15 protein-coding genes are annotated in these 17,396 nt (G+C 64.1%); 9 read left to right on the top strand and 6 right to left on the bottom strand.

Annotation, left to right across the window (positions count from 1 at the left end; all coding sequences use genetic code 11):
* From NKJ18_RS29500 to NKJ18_RS29480, 5 genes are all read left to right on the top strand, one after another.
* Nucleotides 1–198, top strand: a 198-nt coding sequence (locus tag NKJ18_RS29500; protein ID WP_352761099.1) for a hypothetical protein, incomplete at its 5' end; no start/stop codon positions are given.
* 40 nt (nucleotides 199–238) lie between these two features.
* Nucleotides 239–1,240 carry an Ldh family oxidoreductase gene (locus NKJ18_RS29495; protein ID WP_023714560.1) on the top strand — a complete coding sequence of 334 codons (1,002 nt, stop codon included), beginning with the start codon at nucleotides 239–241 and terminating at the stop codon, nucleotides 1,238–1,240.
* Nucleotides 1,241–1,477: 237 nt separating this feature from the next.
* Complete coding sequence (locus NKJ18_RS29490; RefSeq protein ID WP_023671327.1) at nucleotides 1,478–1,759, top strand: hypothetical protein; 282 nt, start codon at nucleotides 1,478–1,480, stop codon at nucleotides 1,757–1,759.
* A 197-nt stretch (nucleotides 1,760–1,956) separates the two neighbouring features.
* Nucleotides 1,957–2,409: a DoxX family protein gene (locus NKJ18_RS29485; protein ID WP_023671328.1), complete on the top strand. Its 453-nt coding sequence runs from the start codon at nucleotides 1,957–1,959 to the stop codon at nucleotides 2,407–2,409.
* Between the two features lie 104 nt (nucleotides 2,410–2,513).
* Entirely contained in the window at nucleotides 2,514–3,494 is a 981-nt protein-coding gene (locus tag NKJ18_RS29480) for a complex I NDUFA9 subunit family protein (protein ID WP_023671329.1), read from the top strand.
* Between the two features lie 15 nt (nucleotides 3,495–3,509).
* Here NKJ18_RS29480 and NKJ18_RS29475 read toward each other — a convergent pair whose 3' ends face one another.
* Complete coding sequence (locus tag NKJ18_RS29475; protein WP_023671330.1) at nucleotides 3,510–4,880, bottom strand: cytochrome P450; 1,371 nt, start codon at nucleotides 4,878–4,880, stop codon at nucleotides 3,510–3,512.
* Nucleotides 4,881–5,097: 217 nt separating this feature from the next.
* Between NKJ18_RS29475 and NKJ18_RS29470 the strand changes: the two genes are divergently transcribed.
* The 3 genes from NKJ18_RS29470 to gyrB all read left to right on the top strand — a co-directional run bounded on the left by NKJ18_RS29470 (nucleotide 5,098) and on the right by gyrB (nucleotide 10,991).
* Nucleotides 5,098–5,667 (top strand): NADPH-dependent FMN reductase, encoded by a 570-nt coding sequence (locus tag NKJ18_RS29470; protein WP_023683526.1) that lies wholly within the window; start codon nucleotides 5,098–5,100, stop codon nucleotides 5,665–5,667.
* A 76-nt stretch (nucleotides 5,668–5,743) separates the two neighbouring features.
* The gene (locus tag NKJ18_RS29465; RefSeq protein WP_352761095.1) at nucleotides 5,744–8,374 is read left to right on the top strand and encodes a caspase family protein; all 2,631 of its coding nucleotides are present in this window, start codon (nucleotides 5,744–5,746) and stop codon (nucleotides 8,372–8,374) included.
* A gap of 145 nt (nucleotides 8,375–8,519) precedes the next feature.
* Nucleotides 8,520–10,991: a DNA topoisomerase (ATP-hydrolyzing) subunit B gene (gene gyrB / locus NKJ18_RS29460; RefSeq protein WP_023671333.1), complete on the top strand. Its 2,472-nt coding sequence runs from the start codon at nucleotides 8,520–8,522 to the stop codon at nucleotides 10,989–10,991.
* A gap of 36 nt (nucleotides 10,992–11,027) precedes the next feature.
* Here gyrB and NKJ18_RS29455 read toward each other — a convergent pair whose 3' ends face one another.
* Nucleotides 11,028–12,473, bottom strand: a complete 1,446-nt coding sequence (locus NKJ18_RS29455) for a hypothetical protein (protein WP_352761093.1) — start codon at nucleotides 12,471–12,473, stop codon at nucleotides 11,028–11,030.
* 331 nt (nucleotides 12,474–12,804) lie between these two features.
* Between NKJ18_RS29455 and NKJ18_RS29450 the strand changes: the two genes are divergently transcribed.
* Entirely contained in the window at nucleotides 12,805–13,722 is a 918-nt protein-coding gene (locus NKJ18_RS29450; protein ID WP_023671336.1) for a membrane protein, read from the top strand.
* Between the two features lie 93 nt (nucleotides 13,723–13,815).
* Here NKJ18_RS29450 and NKJ18_RS29445 read toward each other — a convergent pair whose 3' ends face one another.
* From NKJ18_RS29445 to NKJ18_RS29430, 4 genes are all read right to left on the bottom strand, one after another.
* Nucleotides 13,816–15,213: an NAD(P)(+) transhydrogenase (Re/Si-specific) subunit beta gene (locus NKJ18_RS29445; RefSeq protein ID WP_023671337.1), complete on the bottom strand. Its 1,398-nt coding sequence runs from the start codon at nucleotides 15,211–15,213 to the stop codon at nucleotides 13,816–13,818.
* A 6-nt stretch (nucleotides 15,214–15,219) separates the two neighbouring features.
* A complete protein-coding gene (locus tag NKJ18_RS29440; protein ID WP_032885960.1) occupies nucleotides 15,220–15,645 on the bottom strand; it encodes a proton-translocating transhydrogenase family protein in 426 nt (141 codons plus the stop codon).
* Nucleotides 15,645–16,922, bottom strand: a complete 1,278-nt coding sequence (locus NKJ18_RS29435) for a Re/Si-specific NAD(P)(+) transhydrogenase subunit alpha (RefSeq protein ID WP_352761091.1) — start codon at nucleotides 16,920–16,922, stop codon at nucleotides 15,645–15,647. The genes NKJ18_RS29440 and NKJ18_RS29435 overlap by 1 nt, the downstream gene beginning before the upstream one ends.
* Before the next feature lie 101 nt (nucleotides 16,923–17,023).
* Nucleotides 17,024–17,248, bottom strand: coding sequence for an aa3-type cytochrome c oxidase subunit IV (locus tag NKJ18_RS29430; protein WP_023671340.1), 225 nt, complete (start codon nucleotides 17,246–17,248; stop codon nucleotides 17,024–17,026).
* Between the last annotated feature and the right edge of the window lie 148 nt (nucleotides 17,249–17,396).

Below are 17,396 nucleotides of genomic sequence, written 5' to 3'. Positions count from 1 at the left end.
ATGCTGTATCGCTCGACGGATCGCCTCTGTCGTCGTGGCGCTCCCATGAAGAACCTGGCCCATAGCGCATCCTTTGATTCGGACGAAAAGTATGCGCCATCAAAGCCTGGGATCAAACAGCTAGGGAATAGTGAGCAGGCAGTAGTGAGTAGTCAGCATATGACCGGGAAACCGCTTGCTTTCGCTACTCCCTACTGACTACTCCCTACTCACTCTCACCACCAATCGGGTCCGCACCATGCAACTCTCTCTCGACCAGGCAACAGGGCTGTGCCGGATGGCGGCGCTCGGCGCCGGCGCCAATGAGGAGGCGGCGCGGTCGCTCACCGCCTCGATCATTGCCGCCGAGGCGGAAGGGCTTTCGACCGTCGGGCTGACCCATTTCATCGATTACCTCGAAGCGCTGGAAGCCGGCCGCATCGACGGCAATGCCGATCCGGTGATCACCAGGCCGGCGCTCGCCGTCTATCTCTCCGATGCGCGTGGCGGCCTCGCCCATACCGGGTTCGACCGCACCATCGATGACCTTGCCAAGGCGGCAAAGCTGTTCGGCGTCGCCATCTTCTCGCAGAAGAACGCTTATACCTGCGGCGCGCTCGGCTATTTCACCGGGCGTCTGGCGCAGCTGGGATTGGTCTCCTTCGCCGCCACCAACGGGCCGGCGGTGCTGGCAGGCTCGGGCTCGGTCAAGCCGGTCTATTGCACCAACCCGATGTCGTTTGCGGCACCCGCCGCCGATGGCGCGCCGCTGGTCATCGACCAGTCGTCGAGCGCCACGGCGTTCGTCAACATCCGCAAGGCGGCCGAGGACGGCAAGAAGATCCCCGAAGGCTGGGCGCTGGACGCCAGCGGCAACCCGACCACCGATCCGGCCGCGGCCATGAAGGGCGCCATGCTGGCCTTCGGCGGCCAGCGCGGCGCCAACATCGCGCTGATGGTCGAAGTGCTGGCGGCTGGCCTGTCGGGCGCCAACTGGTCGCTCGACGCGCCCTGGTTCTCCGGCGGACCGGACAGCCCGGGAACCGGCCTGTTCGTGCTCGCCGTCGAGCCCAAGCTGCTCGACCCGGATTTTGAGCAGCGCATGAAGGACCAGCTCGACCGGCTGCGCCGGCGCTTTGGCGTGCACGTGCCGGGCCGGGCGCGGGCCGAAGCGGCGGAGAAGGCGCAGGCGCGCGGCATCAACGCCCCCAAAGCCGTGGTGCAGCGCATTTCCGAATTCGCCGAGCGCTATTCGGGCTGAAGAATCCTTCTTTATCAAACAATTTAAACTGACCTTCCGGTTGGCGACGGGCAGGCGCGCATTTGCGCCGCCTGCTGAACCTTCTTGCGTCTTGCGGCGACCCATCCTTGTCCAGGGCAAGGTGAGCTTGCCCGAACCAGACCGGAGGAAACACCCAACCAAATCGAAAGCCTGCTTCACGCGAAGGGTGTGCCCTTTGCGCTCCGGAAACATCAACCGCAATCAAAGGAAATCATCATGACCAACACCAAGACCACCCTGCTGATAGCAGTCCTTCTGCTCGGTTCTTTCATGGGCGCCACCCAGGCGGCCTCCCTGAAGGCCGCGCCGGTCAAGCCATCTTCGGCCGGCGTCATCACGGCTCCGAGCGGCGGTGCAACCGAGGACCATTACTGCAAGAACGGCCACGCCAAATTTGCCAATTGCAGCGCCGACTTCATCGCGGCCTGCAAGCAGGTCGGCGGCACCATGTCGGATGTCCAGGGCTGGGGTGGGCGTACTTGCTTCACGCCCTCCTGATACCGTCTCAGGTCAGGCCGCTCCGTCGGCCCCTGGCTTCGTCCTGATGCTGCCCGGAAAACCCCGCTTCGGCGGGGTTTTCTGCGTTTCATCCCTCCGTGAGCAATAAACATGACGGTGAAAGTTAACTTTTGTTAACTTGACTTGATGGGACCATCGGGCGTTTGCGAGAGGTCATCACAACAACAGGAGCTACGATGTCCGCAACCACCGACGCCTCCCGCGGCAGACTGATCATTCCGGTGTTTGGCCGCCTGTACTCGTCGCTGCATGACGGCGCCGAAACCCTTCTGCGCGTCGTCGCCGGCGGGTTTCTCACCATTCACGGCTCGCAGAAGATCACCAACCCTTTCGGCGCCGCCGAGATGGTCGAAGGCCTCGGCTTCTATCCCGGCGCGTTCTGGTCGTTGCTTTTGTCCTGCACCGAATTCTTCGGCGGCATTCTGATCGCCATCGGCCTGTTGACTCGGCCCGCCGCCTTTGCCGGCATGATCGTGCTGCTGGTCACCGTCTGGTTCCACTGGATCACTGTCGGCCAGGGCTTTTCCGGCGCTGAAAAGTCGCTTCTATGGGCGGCGATCCTGCTGTTCTTCGTTATCCGCGGCGGCAACCGCCAGTCGGTCGACGCGCGCCTCGGCAAGGCGTTCTGAAGGGTCTATAAGAGGGTGGCAGCGACGACGCGTCACCCTTTGCCTTTGGCCCAAAACGGACTATGAAACGGCTTCAGCCAAGCTTTCGAGCGCCGGAGCCAGCCATGACCGAAATCCTGCAGATCCCCAAGCTCGTGGTCGTCTTCGGCGGCTCCGGCTTCGTCGGCCGCCACATCGTGCGGGCGCTGGCCAAGCGCGGCTACCGCATCAGGGTGGCGGTGCGCCGGCCCGATCTGGCGGGACATCTGCAGCCGCTCGGCAATGTCGGCCAGATCCAGCCGGTGCAGGCCAATGTGCGCGTGCGCTGGTCGGTCGACCGCGCCGTGCAGGGCGCCGACCATGTCATCAATCTGGTCGCCATCCCGCATGAAAGCGGCCGGCAGAAATTCAACACCGTGCACGAATTCGGCGCCCGCGCCGTCGCCGAAGCCGCACGCTCGGTCGGCGCAGGGCTCACCCACATCTCGGCGCTGGGCGCCGACCTCAACGCCGAATCCGACTATGCCCGCACCAAGGCGCTCGGCGAAAAGGCCGTCCTGGAGACGATCCCGGACGCCGTCATCTTCCGTCCGTCGATCAATTTCGGACCGGAGGACAGTTTCTTCAATCGCTTCGCCGACATGGCGCGCTATTCGCCGGTGCTGCCGCTGATCGGCGGCGGCCAGACCAAGTTCCAGCCGGTCTATGTCGGCGATGTCGCCGAAGCCGTGGCGCGTTCGGTCGAGGGCAAGGTCAAGGGTGGCCAGATCTATGAACTCGGCGGGCCGCAAGTGCTCACCTTCAAGCAGTGCATGGAAGAGCTGCTGACCGTCATCGAGCGCAAGCGGCTCCTGGTACCGGTGCCGTGGTGGATGGCCAATCTGCAGGCCTCGATCCTCGGCCTGCTGCCCAACCCGTTGCTGACCAAGGACCAGGTGCTGCTGCTGCGCCAGCCCAACATCGTGTCGGAGGAGGCCAACAAGGCCAACCGGAACCTTGCCGGCCTCGACATCCAGCCGCAGTCTATCGGCACCATCCTGCCCAGCTATCTCTGGCGCTTCCGCGCCGCAGGCCAGTTCCAGCGCAAGCCCGCCGGTATCGCGTAACAAGGCGTTGCGCCGTTAAACGCGCCGCGTGACCTGCATCGGCAGGCCGCCCTGCGGCTGTGTCGTCAGTTTCTGCACCGGCCACGGCTTGGTCTCGGCGGTCACATCGAAGCGGAAGCGCGACAGCATGATGGCCAGCGCAATGATCGCCTCCTGCATGGCGAAGCTGGCGCCGATGCAGATGCGCGGACCGGCGCCGAACGGCAGATACTGGAAGCGGTCGATCTTCTCGCGGTTTCCCGGATGGAAGCGTTCGGGCATGAAGGCGTCGGGCATGTCCCACAGTTTTCTGTGGCGGTGGACGACCCAAGGCATCACCAGTACGGCCGCGCGCTTGGGGAGCACCAGATCGTTCCAGGTCTCCGTCTCGATCGGCTCGCGGTTGATCGACGGCGCCGGCGGATAAAGCCGCAGCGCCTCCTCGAAGGCGGCGCGGGTGAACGGCATTGCCTCGAGCCATTTCGTTGGGTCGGGTTCGCGCGCCAGCACGGCCTCGATCTCGCGCTCGACCTTTTCGCGCTCCCACGGCGCTTCGGCGAGGCAGTAGATCGTCCAGCCCAGTGCCCGCGCGGTGGTCTCGTGGCCGGCGCCGATGAAGGTGATGATGTTGTCCTCGACTTCCGCCCGCGTCAGCCCGTCGGGGCCTTCGGCGCGCAGCAGAAGCGTCAGGAAATCCTGCGGCGCGGTGTCGGGGTCGCGCTTCAGCCGCTCCTCGCGCATCTTGACCGTATCGGTGACGATCTTGCGGAAATAGGCCATGGTCTTGCGGCCGCGGATGCGGGTCAGCCGCGGCAGCCATTCGGGCGCGCGCAACAGGTCGAGCGGATCGACGCGGCCCATGGTCTCGAACAGGCGGTCGATCTCCTGCGCGAAACTGCCGGGCTCGCCCGCAATCTCGCCCGAAAACAGCGTCTCGGCCAGGATATCGTAGGTGAGCAGCGTCATGTCATGGGCGACATCGGTCATGCCGCCTTCGTCATAGCGGGCGACGAACTGCATCGTGCGGCGCAGCATCGGCTCGGCGAAGCCGAAGATATGCCGCGGCGTGAACACCGGCGCCATCGCCTTGCGCGAGCGCTTCCACACCTCGCCTTCGGCGGTCAACAGCCCGTCGCGCAAGATCGGTCGCAGGATCATCTGGCGCACCGTCGCCATCTTGTAGTTCTTGGCGTTGTCGATCAGCACGTGGCGGATAAGGCCGGGATCGTTGGCGACGATCAGATGCCCGCCGACGCCATTCGCCGAAATCCAGGGCTCGTTGTAGGTGTGCTCGCCCCACAGTTCGAGCGGATTGCGGTAGACGATCCGCATCATCTCCAGCGTCGAAGGCGGCGTCGTGCGCGGCCTGGGCGCCGGCGGCACGAAGGGGACGGGCTGCGTGTCCATGAGGTGCTCCGCTGATAGCTCAGATGTAGTGGCTGGCAATCCGGGCGTCCATGTGACCGAACGGCAAACTGAAACGCTGCAGCGCCCGGTGTGCCCGACAGACGGTGTGTTCATCGGATCGTGACCGCCGGTGAAACGGTTGCGGCTTGTCCGGTTGGACACTCTGCCATAGGTGACAGTTACCAACAGCTACTGCCAATCGCCCAGGAGAGTCCGCTTGAAGCACAAGCTGAACATCATAATCGGCAGCACGCGGCCGGGCCGCGCCGGGCCGGTCTTCGCCCACTGGCTGGAGGATTTTGCCCGCGAGCACGGCAAATTCGAACCGGTGCTGACCGACATTGCCACGTTCCATCTGCCGGTTCTGGACGAGCCGCATCACCCCAGGCTCGGCAATTACCAGAACGACCACACCAAAGCCTGGTCGAAGGTCATTGATGCCGCCGACGCCTTCGTGTTCGTGGCGCCGGAGTACAATTATTTCGTGGCGCCTGCGATCGTCAACGCCATCGACTACCTTGCGCGCGAATGGAAATACAAGCCAGCCGCCATCTTCAGCTATGGCGGCATTTCCGGAGGCCTGCGCGCCGCGCAGGCGCTGAAGCCGCTGCTGACCGCGGTGGGCGTCATGCCCATCTCGGAAGGCGTCGCGCTGCCGATGTATCAGAAACTGCTGGAGAGCGACGGCTCCTTCCAGGCTAGTGAGCAGGTAGAGGGTGGGACCAAGACCATGCTGGACGAGCTCTCGCGCTGGAGCGGGGCGCTGAAGCCGATGCGGGCTACGTAACGCAGCCGGCCCCGGCTTGCTCATGCCATAAAGAGGTGGAATGGTCGGCAGGTGACTGAGCCGGGGGCGGTTCGATTTGCGCCTGTTGTTTGCCTTGCTGTTGATGCTTGCGACCACCGCCACAGCGGTGGCGGAGCGGCGCGTGGCGTTGGTCATTGCCGAGGACGACTACCGGCTGGTGCGGCCGCTGGCCAATCCTGTCAATGACGGCGAGGTGATGGAAGTGGCGCTGAAGAAGCTCGGCTTCGAGGTCGTGGTCGAGACCAATCGTGATCTCAGGCGCATGCGCCGGGCTCTCGACGATTTTCGCGAGGACGCCATGGGCGCCGACGTGGCGCTGGTGTATTTCTCCGGCCATGGCGTCGAAATCTCCGGCGACAACCGTCTTCTGCCGGTCGATGCCGATGCCTCCTCGCTCGACCAGCTGGAGAAGACCAGCCTGCCGTTGGAGGAAGTGCGCGATGCGGTTGCCGCCACGGCGAAGGTCGGGCTGATCGTGCTCGACGCCTGCCGCAGCGATCCGTTCACAGGCGGCAACGGCGACGGGCGTGGCGCCACATCGCTGATCAAGGACCTGGTGGACAAGATCAAGCCGGGCCTCGGACGCGTCGGCAAGGCGGAAAACATCCTGTTCGCCTTTTCGGCGGCGCCCGGCGAGACGGCTGCCGACGGTACCGGTGCGAATTCGCCCTTTACAGCGGCGCTGATCAAATACCTCGGCACCGACGGGCTCGAAATCCGCTCGGTGCTGACGCTGGTGCAGCAGGAGGTCTACGACCTTTCGCGCGGAAAACAGCTGCCCTACGTCGAGAGCGGGCTGCCGAAGCTGTTCTTCGCCTCGGCGGCCAAGGAACAACTGCCGGAGCGCGAGCGGCTGTTGCTTGCCATGGCCGATGTGACGCCGGAAATGCGCGGCGCGGTCGAACGGGTCGCCAGCGATGCCGACATGCCGCTGGCGCCGCTCTATGGCGCGCTGATCAGTTCCGACACCAGCCATCTCTCCGGCGAAAGCCTGGACGCCAAGCTGCGCGAGGCGGCCGACGCCTTCGTCAAGGTGCGCGGCGAGATGAAGACGCTGGCCGCCGACGACCCGCAGGTGACCGAACTGCGCCGCCAGGCCGAGGAACAGTTGGCGCTCGGCGCTTTCGATGGTGCACGCGTGATCCTCGCCAAGGCCGCCGACGTCGACAATGTCTCGCGCCAGGCGTTGAAGGCCAATTTCGTCAGCCGCACCCTGTCCGAAGCCGCGACGCGATTTCTCTCGGGCGGCGCGGCGCGTGCCACCCTGGACTATGCAACCGCCATCAAGGACTATGAAACGGTGCTGGCGCTCTATGGCGAAGCCGGGCAGACCTCGCTCAGCCTGGAACAGGCCGACCGCCAAAGCCGCACGCTGGAAGAGCTCGGCATCCTCTACACAACGGTCGGCAACACCGACGCCGCCGGCCGCGCCTTTGCGGCGCTGGTCGCCAATCTTGAGCAGCGAGCGCGCCAGGAAACCGATCCGAGCGTCAAGCGCGACCTCGCCATCGGCCATATCAAGTTCGCCAACATCAAGATGGCGCAAGGCGATCTGCCGGCCTCCCTGCAAAACTATGAGGCGGCCAGGGACATGTTGCAGGGCCTGACCACAGACGTGCCGGACAAGAAGGACTGGCTCGGCGATCTCGCCATGGCCAATGACAAGATCGGCAATGTGCTGGCCACGCAAGGCGACCTGGGTGCGGCAGCCCAGGCCTACCAGCAAAGCCTGTCCATCAAGCAGCAATTGGCCGATGCCGAGCCGAACAGCGTCTATCTGCTGCGCGACCTGACCATTACCTACGACGAAATCGGCGGTCTTGCCCGTACCGCCGGCCAGCTGGATGGCGCCCAGACTGCATTCGAAGAGAGCCTGAGAATTCGGCTGGCGCTGGCGCAGAACAACCCCGACGACCCCAGGCATCAGCGCGCCGTCTCCGTCAGCTACACCAGGATCGGCGACGTCCTGCGCGAGCGTGGCGACGCTGCGGGCGCGCTCGACGCCTACAACAAGAGCCAAATAATCGCCGAAGCGCTGGTGCGCCGCGACTCAAACGACACCGATTTGAAGCGCGACCTGTCGGTCGGTTACGCCAAGATCGGCAATGCTTACGGCGACCAGAAGGACTGGCCATTCGCGTTGGAGGCCTACCAGCAGGCGCTGGCCACGGCGCGAGACCTTGCCGCCAGCGACCCAGGCAACACCGATTGGCAGCGCGACCTGTTGGTCTGTCTGGAAAAAATTGCCGGCGTGTTTGATGCCCAGGGCGATATCGCCGGTGCTTTGCAGAACTACCAGGACAGTCTCGTCATTGCCGACCGGTTGGCAAATCTCGACCCGGGCAATTCCGACTGGCAGCGCGACCTGTCGATCACGTTCGAGGAAATAGGCCTGCTGGAGACCAAGCAGCGCCACTATGAGGGCTCGAAGAAGGCCTTCGAAGCCAGCCTGGCCATCCGCCAGCGGTTGGCCCTGTCCGATCCGGACAATGCGATCTGGCAATTCGATCTGGTACAGGCCTATATCAACTATGCCTATGTGGCGAAGAATCCGAAGGCTGTGTTGTCGCAGGCGCTAGACCTGACGCTGGAGCTTGACCGCACAGGCAAACTGGCGCCGAGGGACAAACCCACGATCAAATATCTGCGCCGTCTTCTGGCCAAATTGAAAGCCGCGAAAAAATAGCCGGCTGCCAGCTCGGGATTCAGCCCTGAAATGCCCGCAAACCTTGGAAAAACCGCCTTTTGCGCCTATATCTAGGACATCAAAGCGGCGTGATTCGAAGCCATTTTTTCGCGCTGAGCATGCGGCATCAATCAGACAGGTTTTCATGAGCGATCAAAGCGACAACGCCAACGGCGCTGAGGCCGAATACGGCGCCGATTCCATCAAGGTTTTGAAGGGGTTGGACGCTGTCCGCAAGCGGCCGGGCATGTATATCGGCGACACCGACGACGGCTCGGGCCTGCATCACATGGTCTATGAGGTGGTCGACAACGCCATCGACGAGGCGCTGGCCGGCCATGCCGATCTGGTCACGGTGACGCTCAATCCCGACGGTTCGGTCACCGTTATCGACAATGGCCGCGGGATTCCGACCGATATTCACACTGGCGAAGGCATTTCGGCGGCCGAAGTGATCATGACGCAGCTGCATGCCGGCGGCAAATTCGACCAGAATTCCTACAAGGTGTCTGGCGGCCTGCACGGCGTCGGCGTCTCGGTGGTCAACGCGTTGTCGGCCTGGCTGAAGCTGAAAATCCGCCGCAACGGCCAGATTTTCGAGATGAGCTTCACGCATGGCAATGCCGATGCGCCGCTCAAGGCGACCGGCAGCTATGAGCAGAACAAGCAGCCCGGCACCTATGAGGGCCGCAGCGGTTCCGAGATCACCTTCTTTCCGTCGTCCGAAACCTTCACCATGGTCGAGTTCGACTTCGGCACGCTGGAGCACCGGCTGCGCGAGCTCGCCTTCCTGAATTCCGGCGTGCGCATCATTTTGACCGATGCCCGCCATGCCGATCTCGTGCGCCACGAGTTGCACTATGATGGCGGCCTGGAAGAGTTCGTCAAATATCTCGACCGGGTCAAGAAACCGCTGATCGACAAGCCGATCGCCATCAAGGCCGAGCGCGACGGCATCACCGTCGAAGTGGCGATGTGGTGGAACGACAGCTACCACGAGAACGTGCTGGCCTTCACCAACAACATCCCGCAGCGCGATGGCGGCACCCATCTGGCCGGCTTCCGTGGCGCGCTGACGCGCCAGATCACCGGCTATGGCGAATCGTCGGGCCTGACCAAGAAGGAAAAGGTGGCGCTGATCGGCGACGACTGCCGCGAAGGCCTGACGGCGGTGCTGTCGGTCAAGGTTCCCGACCCGAAATTCTCCTCCCAGACCAAGGACAAGCTGGTCTCGTCGGAAGTCCGCCCGGTGGTCGAAGGCCTGGTCAACGAGGCGCTTGGCACCTGGCTGGAAGAACACCCGACCGAGGGCAAGGTGGTCATCGACAAGGTGATCCAGGCGGCCGCGGCGCGCGAAGCCGCGCGCAAGGCCCGAGACATCACCCGCAAAAGCTCGCTCGGCGTCACCTCTCTGCCTGGCAAGCTTGCCGACTGCCAGGAACGCGACCCGGCGAAATCCGAAATCTTCATCGTCGAGGGTGACTCGGCCGGCGGCTCTGCCAAGGGCGGCCGTTCGCGCCAGAACCAGGCAATCCTGCCGTTGCGCGGCAAGATACTCAATGTCGAGCGGGCGCGCTTCGACCGCATGCTCGGCTCCGAGATGATCGGCACGCTGATCACCGCGCTCGGCACCTCGATCGGCAAGGACGAGTTCAACGCCGACAAATTGCGCTACCACAAGATCATCCTGATGACCGACGCCGACGTCGACGGCGCCCATATCAGGACCTTGCTGCTCACCTTCTTCTTCCGCCAGATGCCGGAGCTGATCGAGCGCGGCCATCTCTACATCGCCCAGCCGCCGCTCTACAAAGTGACGCGCGGAAAAAGCTCGCAATACATCAAGGACGAGAGCGCCTTCGAGGAGTTCCTGATCGGCTCCGGGCTGGAGGAGGCGTCGCTGACGCTTGCCTCCGGCGAGGCGCGGGCCGGACAGGATCTGCGCGGCTCGATCGATGATGCACTGGCCGTGCGCCAGCTCATCAACGGGCTGCACACGCGCTACAACAGGGGCGTGGTCGAACAGGCGGCGATCGCCGGCGCGCTCAACGCCGATGTGCTAAACGACCTCGGCCGCGCCAATGCCATGGCCGAACGCGTCGCCCAGCGCCTTGACATCATTGCCGAGGACACCGAGCGCGGCTGGACCGGCCGGCTGTCGACCTCCAATGAAGGCGTCGGCGGCTATGTGTTCGAACGCACGGTGCGCAGCGTCAAGGAATTCGCGCAGCTCGATGCCGGGCTGATAAATTCGGCCGACGCACGCCAGCTCGACCGCTATGCCCCGCGCCTCATGGAAGTCTATGGCGAGCCGCCGGTGCTGCGCCGCAAGGATGTCTCCGAAACCATTTCGGGGCCGCTGGCGCTGCTCAACGCGGTGTTTGCGACCGGCCGCAAGGGCCTGACCATGCAGCGCTACAAGGGCCTCGGCGAGATGAATGCCGAGCAGCTCTGGGAAACCACGCTCGACCCGAATGTGCGTTCGCTGCTGCAGGTCAAGGTCAATGACGCCACCGATGCGGATTCGCTGTTTTCGCGGCTGATGGGCGACGAGGTCGAACCGCGGCGCGAATTCATCCAGGACAACGCGCTGTCAGTTGCCAATCTGGACATTTGAGGGCTGGGGGCCTTGCCGCCGGAGCTCCACTCCGGGTCAGGCCTTTGGCTCCAGCTTCCGACCAAGGTCCACCGCTTCGCGCAGCACTTGCAGATGCGAGCGCGGCGCGGTGCCCGCCGGCAGGGCGATTTCGACGCCGTTTGCCGTCGATGACCAATAAAGCGTGTGGGTGAAGATACGGCCAAGTGAGCTGCGAAGCTCGATCTGGATGTTCTCCACACCGGGGCCGAAGTTTTCCGTCATCGGACCGGAAATCGGATCGCCTGTCGCCCAGCCATTGCCGCGGTCGTAGACGTTCGTCCAGCGCGTTGCCGCAAACACCGCGCCATGATGCACCGCGCGCTGCGCCTTGCCTTGGCTGTGTCCTTCCCGGTAAAGCACGGTGCCGCCGGGGCGCCCGTCATCGGCAATCGGCGGGCAAGCCGAGAACAGGCGCTCGGCAAGGCCACGCCTGAATTCCGCGAGATTGTAGGTCACCAGGAATTCGCTGTGGGAGAGCGGACTGCCAAGCGTGACGAAATCGCTGATCTTCCAGGGCAGCGGGTGGTCGGCGTCCTTGGTCCGAAGCTGCTGGTAGAGCGCCCATTGACCGCGCCGGAATCCGGCGAGGTCTTCAAGGTTCTTTGGCCACGCTGACCCATCAGAGCCGAGCGTTGCCTTGTCGACGGCCTCGACCGCCGCCAGTTTGGCCTTGTCGCGGACCGCTTCCAGCCTTCGCGGCCGGAACTCGGCCCACAGGATCTGCAGCAAATCATAGGCGATGATCGACCCAAGGCTGTGCGAGACCAGCACGATGCGGTCGTAAGCATCGTCCTTCATCAGCGTCTTGAGCAACGTCAGGCCTCTGTCGCGGATCAGCGCACGCTTCTCGATCGTCGCCGCCTCGGCGCGCACATAAGCGGCGACGTCACCGAAATAGGGCAGGGCGAACTGATCCACCGCCCAGATGACAAAAGAAGCGAGGGTGGTGATCATCAGGCCGGTCGTCAAGGTAACGGCCTGTTGCCAGACCGATGTTGCCAGCACGAGTGCTGCGCCCAGAATGACGATAACGATCAGAAGTGTGGCGACGTAAAGCTTGCGGGCGTCGAGCGGAATGTCGGCGGGCTTGCGCCACAACAGGTTCGTCACCCAGGCGGCCAGCCGGCCGCGCGTCGTGCCTTGCGTGATGTCGGCCCAATAAAGCTCGTAGAAATCGGTACGGCGGCCATCGACGTCGTAGGGCGTGGTGATGCGGCGCAGCTCGTGTGACTTGGTCCGGCTGTCGGGCGTGATCCAGCTCTGGTTGATCGTGGCGCCGGAAACGGCCGGATCGGGAATCTGGGCGTAGGGTGGAGCACGGGTGGGATCGCTGCTCCAGACCGCCTGGACGAATCCCCTCAGCGTACCCATCGGCCGCTGCTCGCCCATGCCATGCACGATCACCACCGCCTGGCTGGGCTGCGCCTTTTTGTAAGCCAGCGATGCGACAGTCTTGGGCATCAGCGTCTCCGTTGACGACATCCGACGGCGGGATCGCTCATGCTACCCCCGGCTCACCGAGCCAACAATACACGGCAGCCCATGTGGAACTCCGTGAACCAATCCACAGTTTCGCAGTCGTGCCTCGGGCCGCGCGGAAAATAGTTCCGTTCCCGGTAAGCAAATCATTTCATTGCTCCTCGGAACGGAAATCGCTCAGGAACATTGTGACGACATCGATCAATTTCTCGCAGGGAGGCTCTTTATGGGACGCGGTATTTTGCTCTGGTTGCTCGGTATTCCGATCCCGATCATCATTCTCATCATGCTGTTCGTACGGTAGGAGGCGTCGATGCAGTCCACCGTATCGGCTGTCGACGTATCTGCTTCAACAGAATCCTCCGCCACGGCCGTCAGCTGGGGGCCGATCATCGCCGGCGCCTTCGCGGCCTCGACGCTGACCTTCATCCTCATGCTGCTCGGCTCAGGACTGGGGCTGACCATGGTCTCGCCATGGTCCGGCGCCAGTGCCTCGCTGACCACCTTCGCGGTGTCCGGCGCGATCTGGCTCATCATCGTGCAATGGCTGTCCTCCGGGGTCGGTGGCTATCTTGCCGGACGCCTGCGCACCAAATGGGTCGGCATCCACACCGACGAGGTCTATTTCCGTGACACCGCGCACGGCCTCCTCGCCTGGGCGCTGGCGACATTGCTGGTCGTCGGCATTCTCGGGTCGGCGCTGTCGGCAGTGCTTGGTTCAGGCGTGCAGGCGGCTTCTACTGTTGCCTCAGGCGCCGCCATGGGTGCTTCGGCCGGCGCGTCCGCCAATGCCGGCAGCGCACCGGCCGACAATGCAACGTCCTATCTCGTGGATACGCTGTTCCGTCCGGCTGATGCCGCCAGGCTCGCGGCGGCCAATCCGGACAGCGATGCGGCTGCGGCCGGGCAGGCTTCGCGCATCCTGATCGCCAGTGCGGCGGCAGGCGAAGTTTCGGCTGACGACAAGACCTATCTGTCGCAGCTGGTCGCCGCCCGCACCGGGCTTTCCGAGGCTGACGCCAAGGCGCGTGTCGACGCCCTGGTGGCCAGGGTCGAGGACGCCAAGGTCAAGGCCAAGCAGGCCGCCGACGCCGCCCGGAAAGGCAGCGCCACCTTCGCACTGCTTGGCGCCCTGTCGCTGGTTATCGGCGCCTTCATCGCCAGCGCTGCGGCAGCACTGGGCGGCAGGCAGCGCGACGACGAGGAAGCGGTTTTCCTGACCAGCCGCTGAACCGGTCTTCAACATAAAAAGCCCGGTCCGAACCGGGCTTTTTTTGTTTCCGATGATGGACCGACAACCTTCCAGTGGAAAGTTGCGGCGGGATCAGTGATCCATGGCCTTGACGATTTCCTCGGTCATCTTCTTGGCGTCGCCGAGCAGCATCATGGTGCCGTCCTTGTAGAACAGCGTGTTGTCGATGCCGGCGTAGCCCGAGCCGAGCGAGCGCTTGACGAACAGGCAGGTGCGGGCCTTGTCGACGTCGAGGATCGGCATACCGTAGATCGGCGACGACTTGTCGTCGCGGGCGGACGGATTGGTGACGTCATTGGCGCCGATGACATAGGCGACATCGGCCTGCGCGAACTCGGAGTTGATGTCTTCCAGTTCGAACACTTCGTCATAGGGAACATTGGCTTCGGCGAGCAGCACGTTCATGTGGCCGGGCATGCGGCCGGCCACGGGGTGGATGGCGTATTTGACATCCACGCCATTGGCCTTGAGCTTGTCGGCCATTTCGCGCAGCGCGTGCTGGGCCTGGGCGACCGCCATGCCGTAGCCCGGCACGATGATGACCTTCTGTGCGTTCATCATCAGATAGGCAGCGTCGTCGGCCGAGCCCTGCTTGACCGTGCGTTCGATGCCGTCATCGGCAACCGCCGCGGTCTCGCCGCCGAAGCCGCCGAGGATGACCGAGATGAACGACCGGTTCATGCCCTTGCACATGATGTAGGACAGGATGGCGCCGGACGAGCCGACCAGCGCGCCGGTGATGATCAACGCCAGATTGCCAAGCGTGAAGCCGAGTGCCGCGGCGGCCCAGCCGGAATAGGAATTCAGCATCGAGACGACGACCGGCATGTCGGCGCCGCCGATCGGGATGATCAAGAGGACGCCGAGCGCCAGCGAAGCCGCGACGATCAGCCAGAACACCAGCTTGGCCTCGGTGGTGACCAGAAGCACGATCAGCACGATCAGCGCGATGCCGAGGACCGCGTTGATGATGTGACGGCCGCCGATCATGATCGGCTTGCCCGACATGCGGCCATCGAGCTTGAGGAAGGCGATGACGGAGCCGGTGAAGGTGATGGCGCCGATGGCAACGCCAAGGCTCATCTCGATCAACGCCTGGGCGTGGATGTCGCCATTCGTGCCGATGCCGAAACTTTCCGGCGCGTAGATGGCGGCTGCCGCTACCATGACGGCGGCAAGGCCGACCAGCGAGTGGAAGGCGGCGACCAGCTGCGGCATCGAAGTCATGGCGATGCGGCGCGCTGTAACGGCGCCGACGCCGCCGCCGATGGCCAGACCAAGCACGATCAGGCCGAAGCGCCCGGCGGACGGAGTCGCCAGCGCCAGCGTGGTGGCAATGGCAATGCCCATGCCGATCATGCCGTAGAGATTGCCTTGGCGGCTGGTGGTCGGATGCGACAGGCCGCGCAGCGCCATGATGAACAGGACGCCGGAGACCAGGTAGAGGAAGGACGCGAAGTTGGCGTTCATGGCTCTCTACCGGTCCTTCTTCTTGTACATGGCCAGCATGCGCTGGGTGACCAGGAAGCCGCCAAAGATGTTGACCGAGACCAGCATCAGCGCGACGAAGCCGAAGCCGGTGGCAATGCCGGAGGCCGAGATGCCGACGGCCAGCAGCGCGCCGACGACGATGACCGAGGAGATGGCGTTGGTGACCGCCATCAGCGGCGTGTGCAGCGCCGGCGTCACCGACCAGACGACGTAGTATCCGACGAATATCGCAAGTACGAAGATGGCGAAGCGGAAGACGAAGGGATCGATGGCGCCGCCGGACAGTGCGTGCGCGGCATCGCCCGCCGCATCGGCGCCACCGGGCGCGTTCGCCAGGTTCTGCACAGCCAGCCGGACGGCGGCACTTGCCTGGTCGAGCTGATCGAGGGCTTTCTGCAAGGTCTGATCCATCACGCGATCCCCTTCGGCTTGGCGGCGGACTTGCCGGCAGTGGCTTTGTCGGACGCCTTTTTCGGTGCAGCCTTCTTCGGCGTGGCATCAGCCACCATGGTCTCGGCCGGAATGGCCGCCGGTTCGATATGGGGCTGTTCCGCCGCCTTGGCGAAGGCCGGATGCACCACGCGGCCAGCGTCGGTCAGCATCGTCGCCTTAACCAGATCGTCTTCGCGGTTGATGGCGAGCGTCTTGCTGGTCTTGTCGACCAGCGTCTCGAGGAAGGCGAACAGGTTCCTGGCGTAGAGCAGCGAGGCCGATGCGGCGACGCGGCCGGGCACGTTGAGGTGGCCGACGATCTTAACGTTGTTGGCCGTCGTCACCACCTGACCCGCAACCGCGCCTTCGACATTGCCGCCGCGCTCGACGGCGAGGTCGACGATCACCGAACCCGGCTTCATCGAGGCGACCATCGCCGCCGACACCAGCTTCGGCGCCGGCCGGCCGGGGATCAGCGCCGTGGTGATGACGATGTCCTGCTTGGCGATGTGCTCAGCGGTGAGCGCTGCCTGCTTCGCCTGGTACTCCTTCGACATTTCCTTGGCGTAGCCGCCGGCGGTCTCGGCCGCCTTGAACTCCTCGTCCTCGACGGCGAGGAACTTTGCGCCAAGCGACGCCACCTGTTCCTTGGCGGCGGGACGAACGTCCGTGGCGGTGACGACAGCGCCGAGACGGCGCGCCGTGGCGATCGCCTGCAGGCCGGCAACGCCGACGCCCATGATGAAGATCTTCGCCGCCGGCACGGTGCCGGCCGGAGTCATCATCATCGGCAGCGCGCGGTCATACTCCGATGCGCCGTCAATCACGGCCTGGTAGCCGGCGAGATTGGCCTGCGACGACAGCACATCCATCGACTGGGCGCGGGTGATGCGCGGCATGAATTCCATCGAGAAGGCGGTGACCCCAGCCTCGGCAAGCGCCGCGACCGCGGCATCATTGCCGTAGGGATCCATGATGGCGATGACCGCCGCACCCGATTTGTAGCCCTTCAGCTCGGCGTCGGTCGGCCGGCGCACCTTCAGCACCACATCCGCCCGTCTCGCATCCGAAGCCTTGCCGATCGCGGCACCCGCCTTGGCGAACTCCTCATCGGGAATGCGCGACCTGGTGCCGGCGCCCGTCTCGACGGTGACGTCGAAGCCCAGCGCCGCCAGCCGCTTCACGGTATCGGGCGAGGCCGCGACACGAGGCTCGCTGGCATCGAGCTCGCGAGGGATGAAAACCGTCTGTCCCACCGCATGATCCTTTCGGCTGGAACCTGTTTGCGCAAGAGTGCGGCTTTGCGAAAGAGTGCGGCCGGATGTCCGGCTACGCCCTTGGCAAGGGTCTGAAGAGACTATCGGAGAATGAAGGCGCCGAGGGCGAGGATCAGCACGAACAGGATGGTCGCGGAGAAGAAGCCGCCTGCGAAGAAGCCGAAAGCCATGGCCAGGAGCAGGGCGCCGCAGAACAGCGAGCCGTATTTGGCCAGCGCCAGAAAGCCATGATAGGTGCGGTCATGTTCGGCATAGTCCATCTTCGCGCCCAGTTCGACAGGACCGGTCGGCGTGTGATCAGCCATAGGAATACCCCTTCGAAGACATCTTTGAGGCACATAGCGAAAAGCTGGACCAAGAGCAATGGCGCTATTGCCGCACGACCAGCGACAACAGCCTCAAAGAATGTTGAAAGCCGGCGGTATGGGCTCTTGTCGCCGGCCTAACGTCGAA

Source organism: Mesorhizobium sp. M0217 (assembly GCF_040321955.1).
Lineage (GTDB): Bacteria > Pseudomonadota > Alphaproteobacteria > Rhizobiales > Rhizobiaceae > Mesorhizobium.
Note: the sequence above shows the minus strand (reverse complement) of the source record. Positions and strands in the feature narration are given on the sequence as shown.

What these genes read in the sequence shown, in the direction of transcription:
- NKJ18_RS29475 (WP_023671330.1), bottom strand. Translation starts at nt 4,880, where the DNA reads ATGGACACGCAGCCCGTCCCCTTCGTGCCGCCGGCGCCCAGGCCGCGC.
- NKJ18_RS29445 (WP_023671337.1), bottom strand. Translation starts at nt 15,213, where the DNA reads ATGAACGCCAACTTCGCGTCCTTCCTCTACCTGGTCTCCGGCGTCCTG.
- NKJ18_RS29440 (WP_032885960.1), bottom strand. Translation starts at nt 15,645, where the DNA reads ATGGATCAGACCTTGCAGAAAGCCCTCGATCAGCTCGACCAGGCAAGT.
- NKJ18_RS29480 (WP_023671329.1), top strand. Translation starts at nt 2,514, where the DNA reads ATGACCGAAATCCTGCAGATCCCCAAGCTCGTGGTCGTCTTCGGCGGC.
- NKJ18_RS29490 (WP_023671327.1), top strand. Translation starts at nt 1,478, where the DNA reads ATGACCAACACCAAGACCACCCTGCTGATAGCAGTCCTTCTGCTCGGT.
- gyrB (WP_023671333.1), top strand. Translation starts at nt 8,520, where the DNA reads ATGAGCGATCAAAGCGACAACGCCAACGGCGCTGAGGCCGAATACGGC.
- NKJ18_RS29495 (WP_023714560.1), top strand. Translation starts at nt 239, where the DNA reads ATGCAACTCTCTCTCGACCAGGCAACAGGGCTGTGCCGGATGGCGGCG.
- NKJ18_RS29485 (WP_023671328.1), top strand. Translation starts at nt 1,957, where the DNA reads ATGTCCGCAACCACCGACGCCTCCCGCGGCAGACTGATCATTCCGGTG.
- NKJ18_RS29455 (WP_352761093.1), bottom strand. Translation starts at nt 12,473, where the DNA reads ATGCCCAAGACTGTCGCATCGCTGGCTTACAAAAAGGCGCAGCCCAGC.
- NKJ18_RS29450 (WP_023671336.1), top strand. Translation starts at nt 12,805, where the DNA reads ATGCAGTCCACCGTATCGGCTGTCGACGTATCTGCTTCAACAGAATCC.
- NKJ18_RS29430 (WP_023671340.1), bottom strand. Translation starts at nt 17,248, where the DNA reads ATGGCTGATCACACGCCGACCGGTCCTGTCGAACTGGGCGCGAAGATG.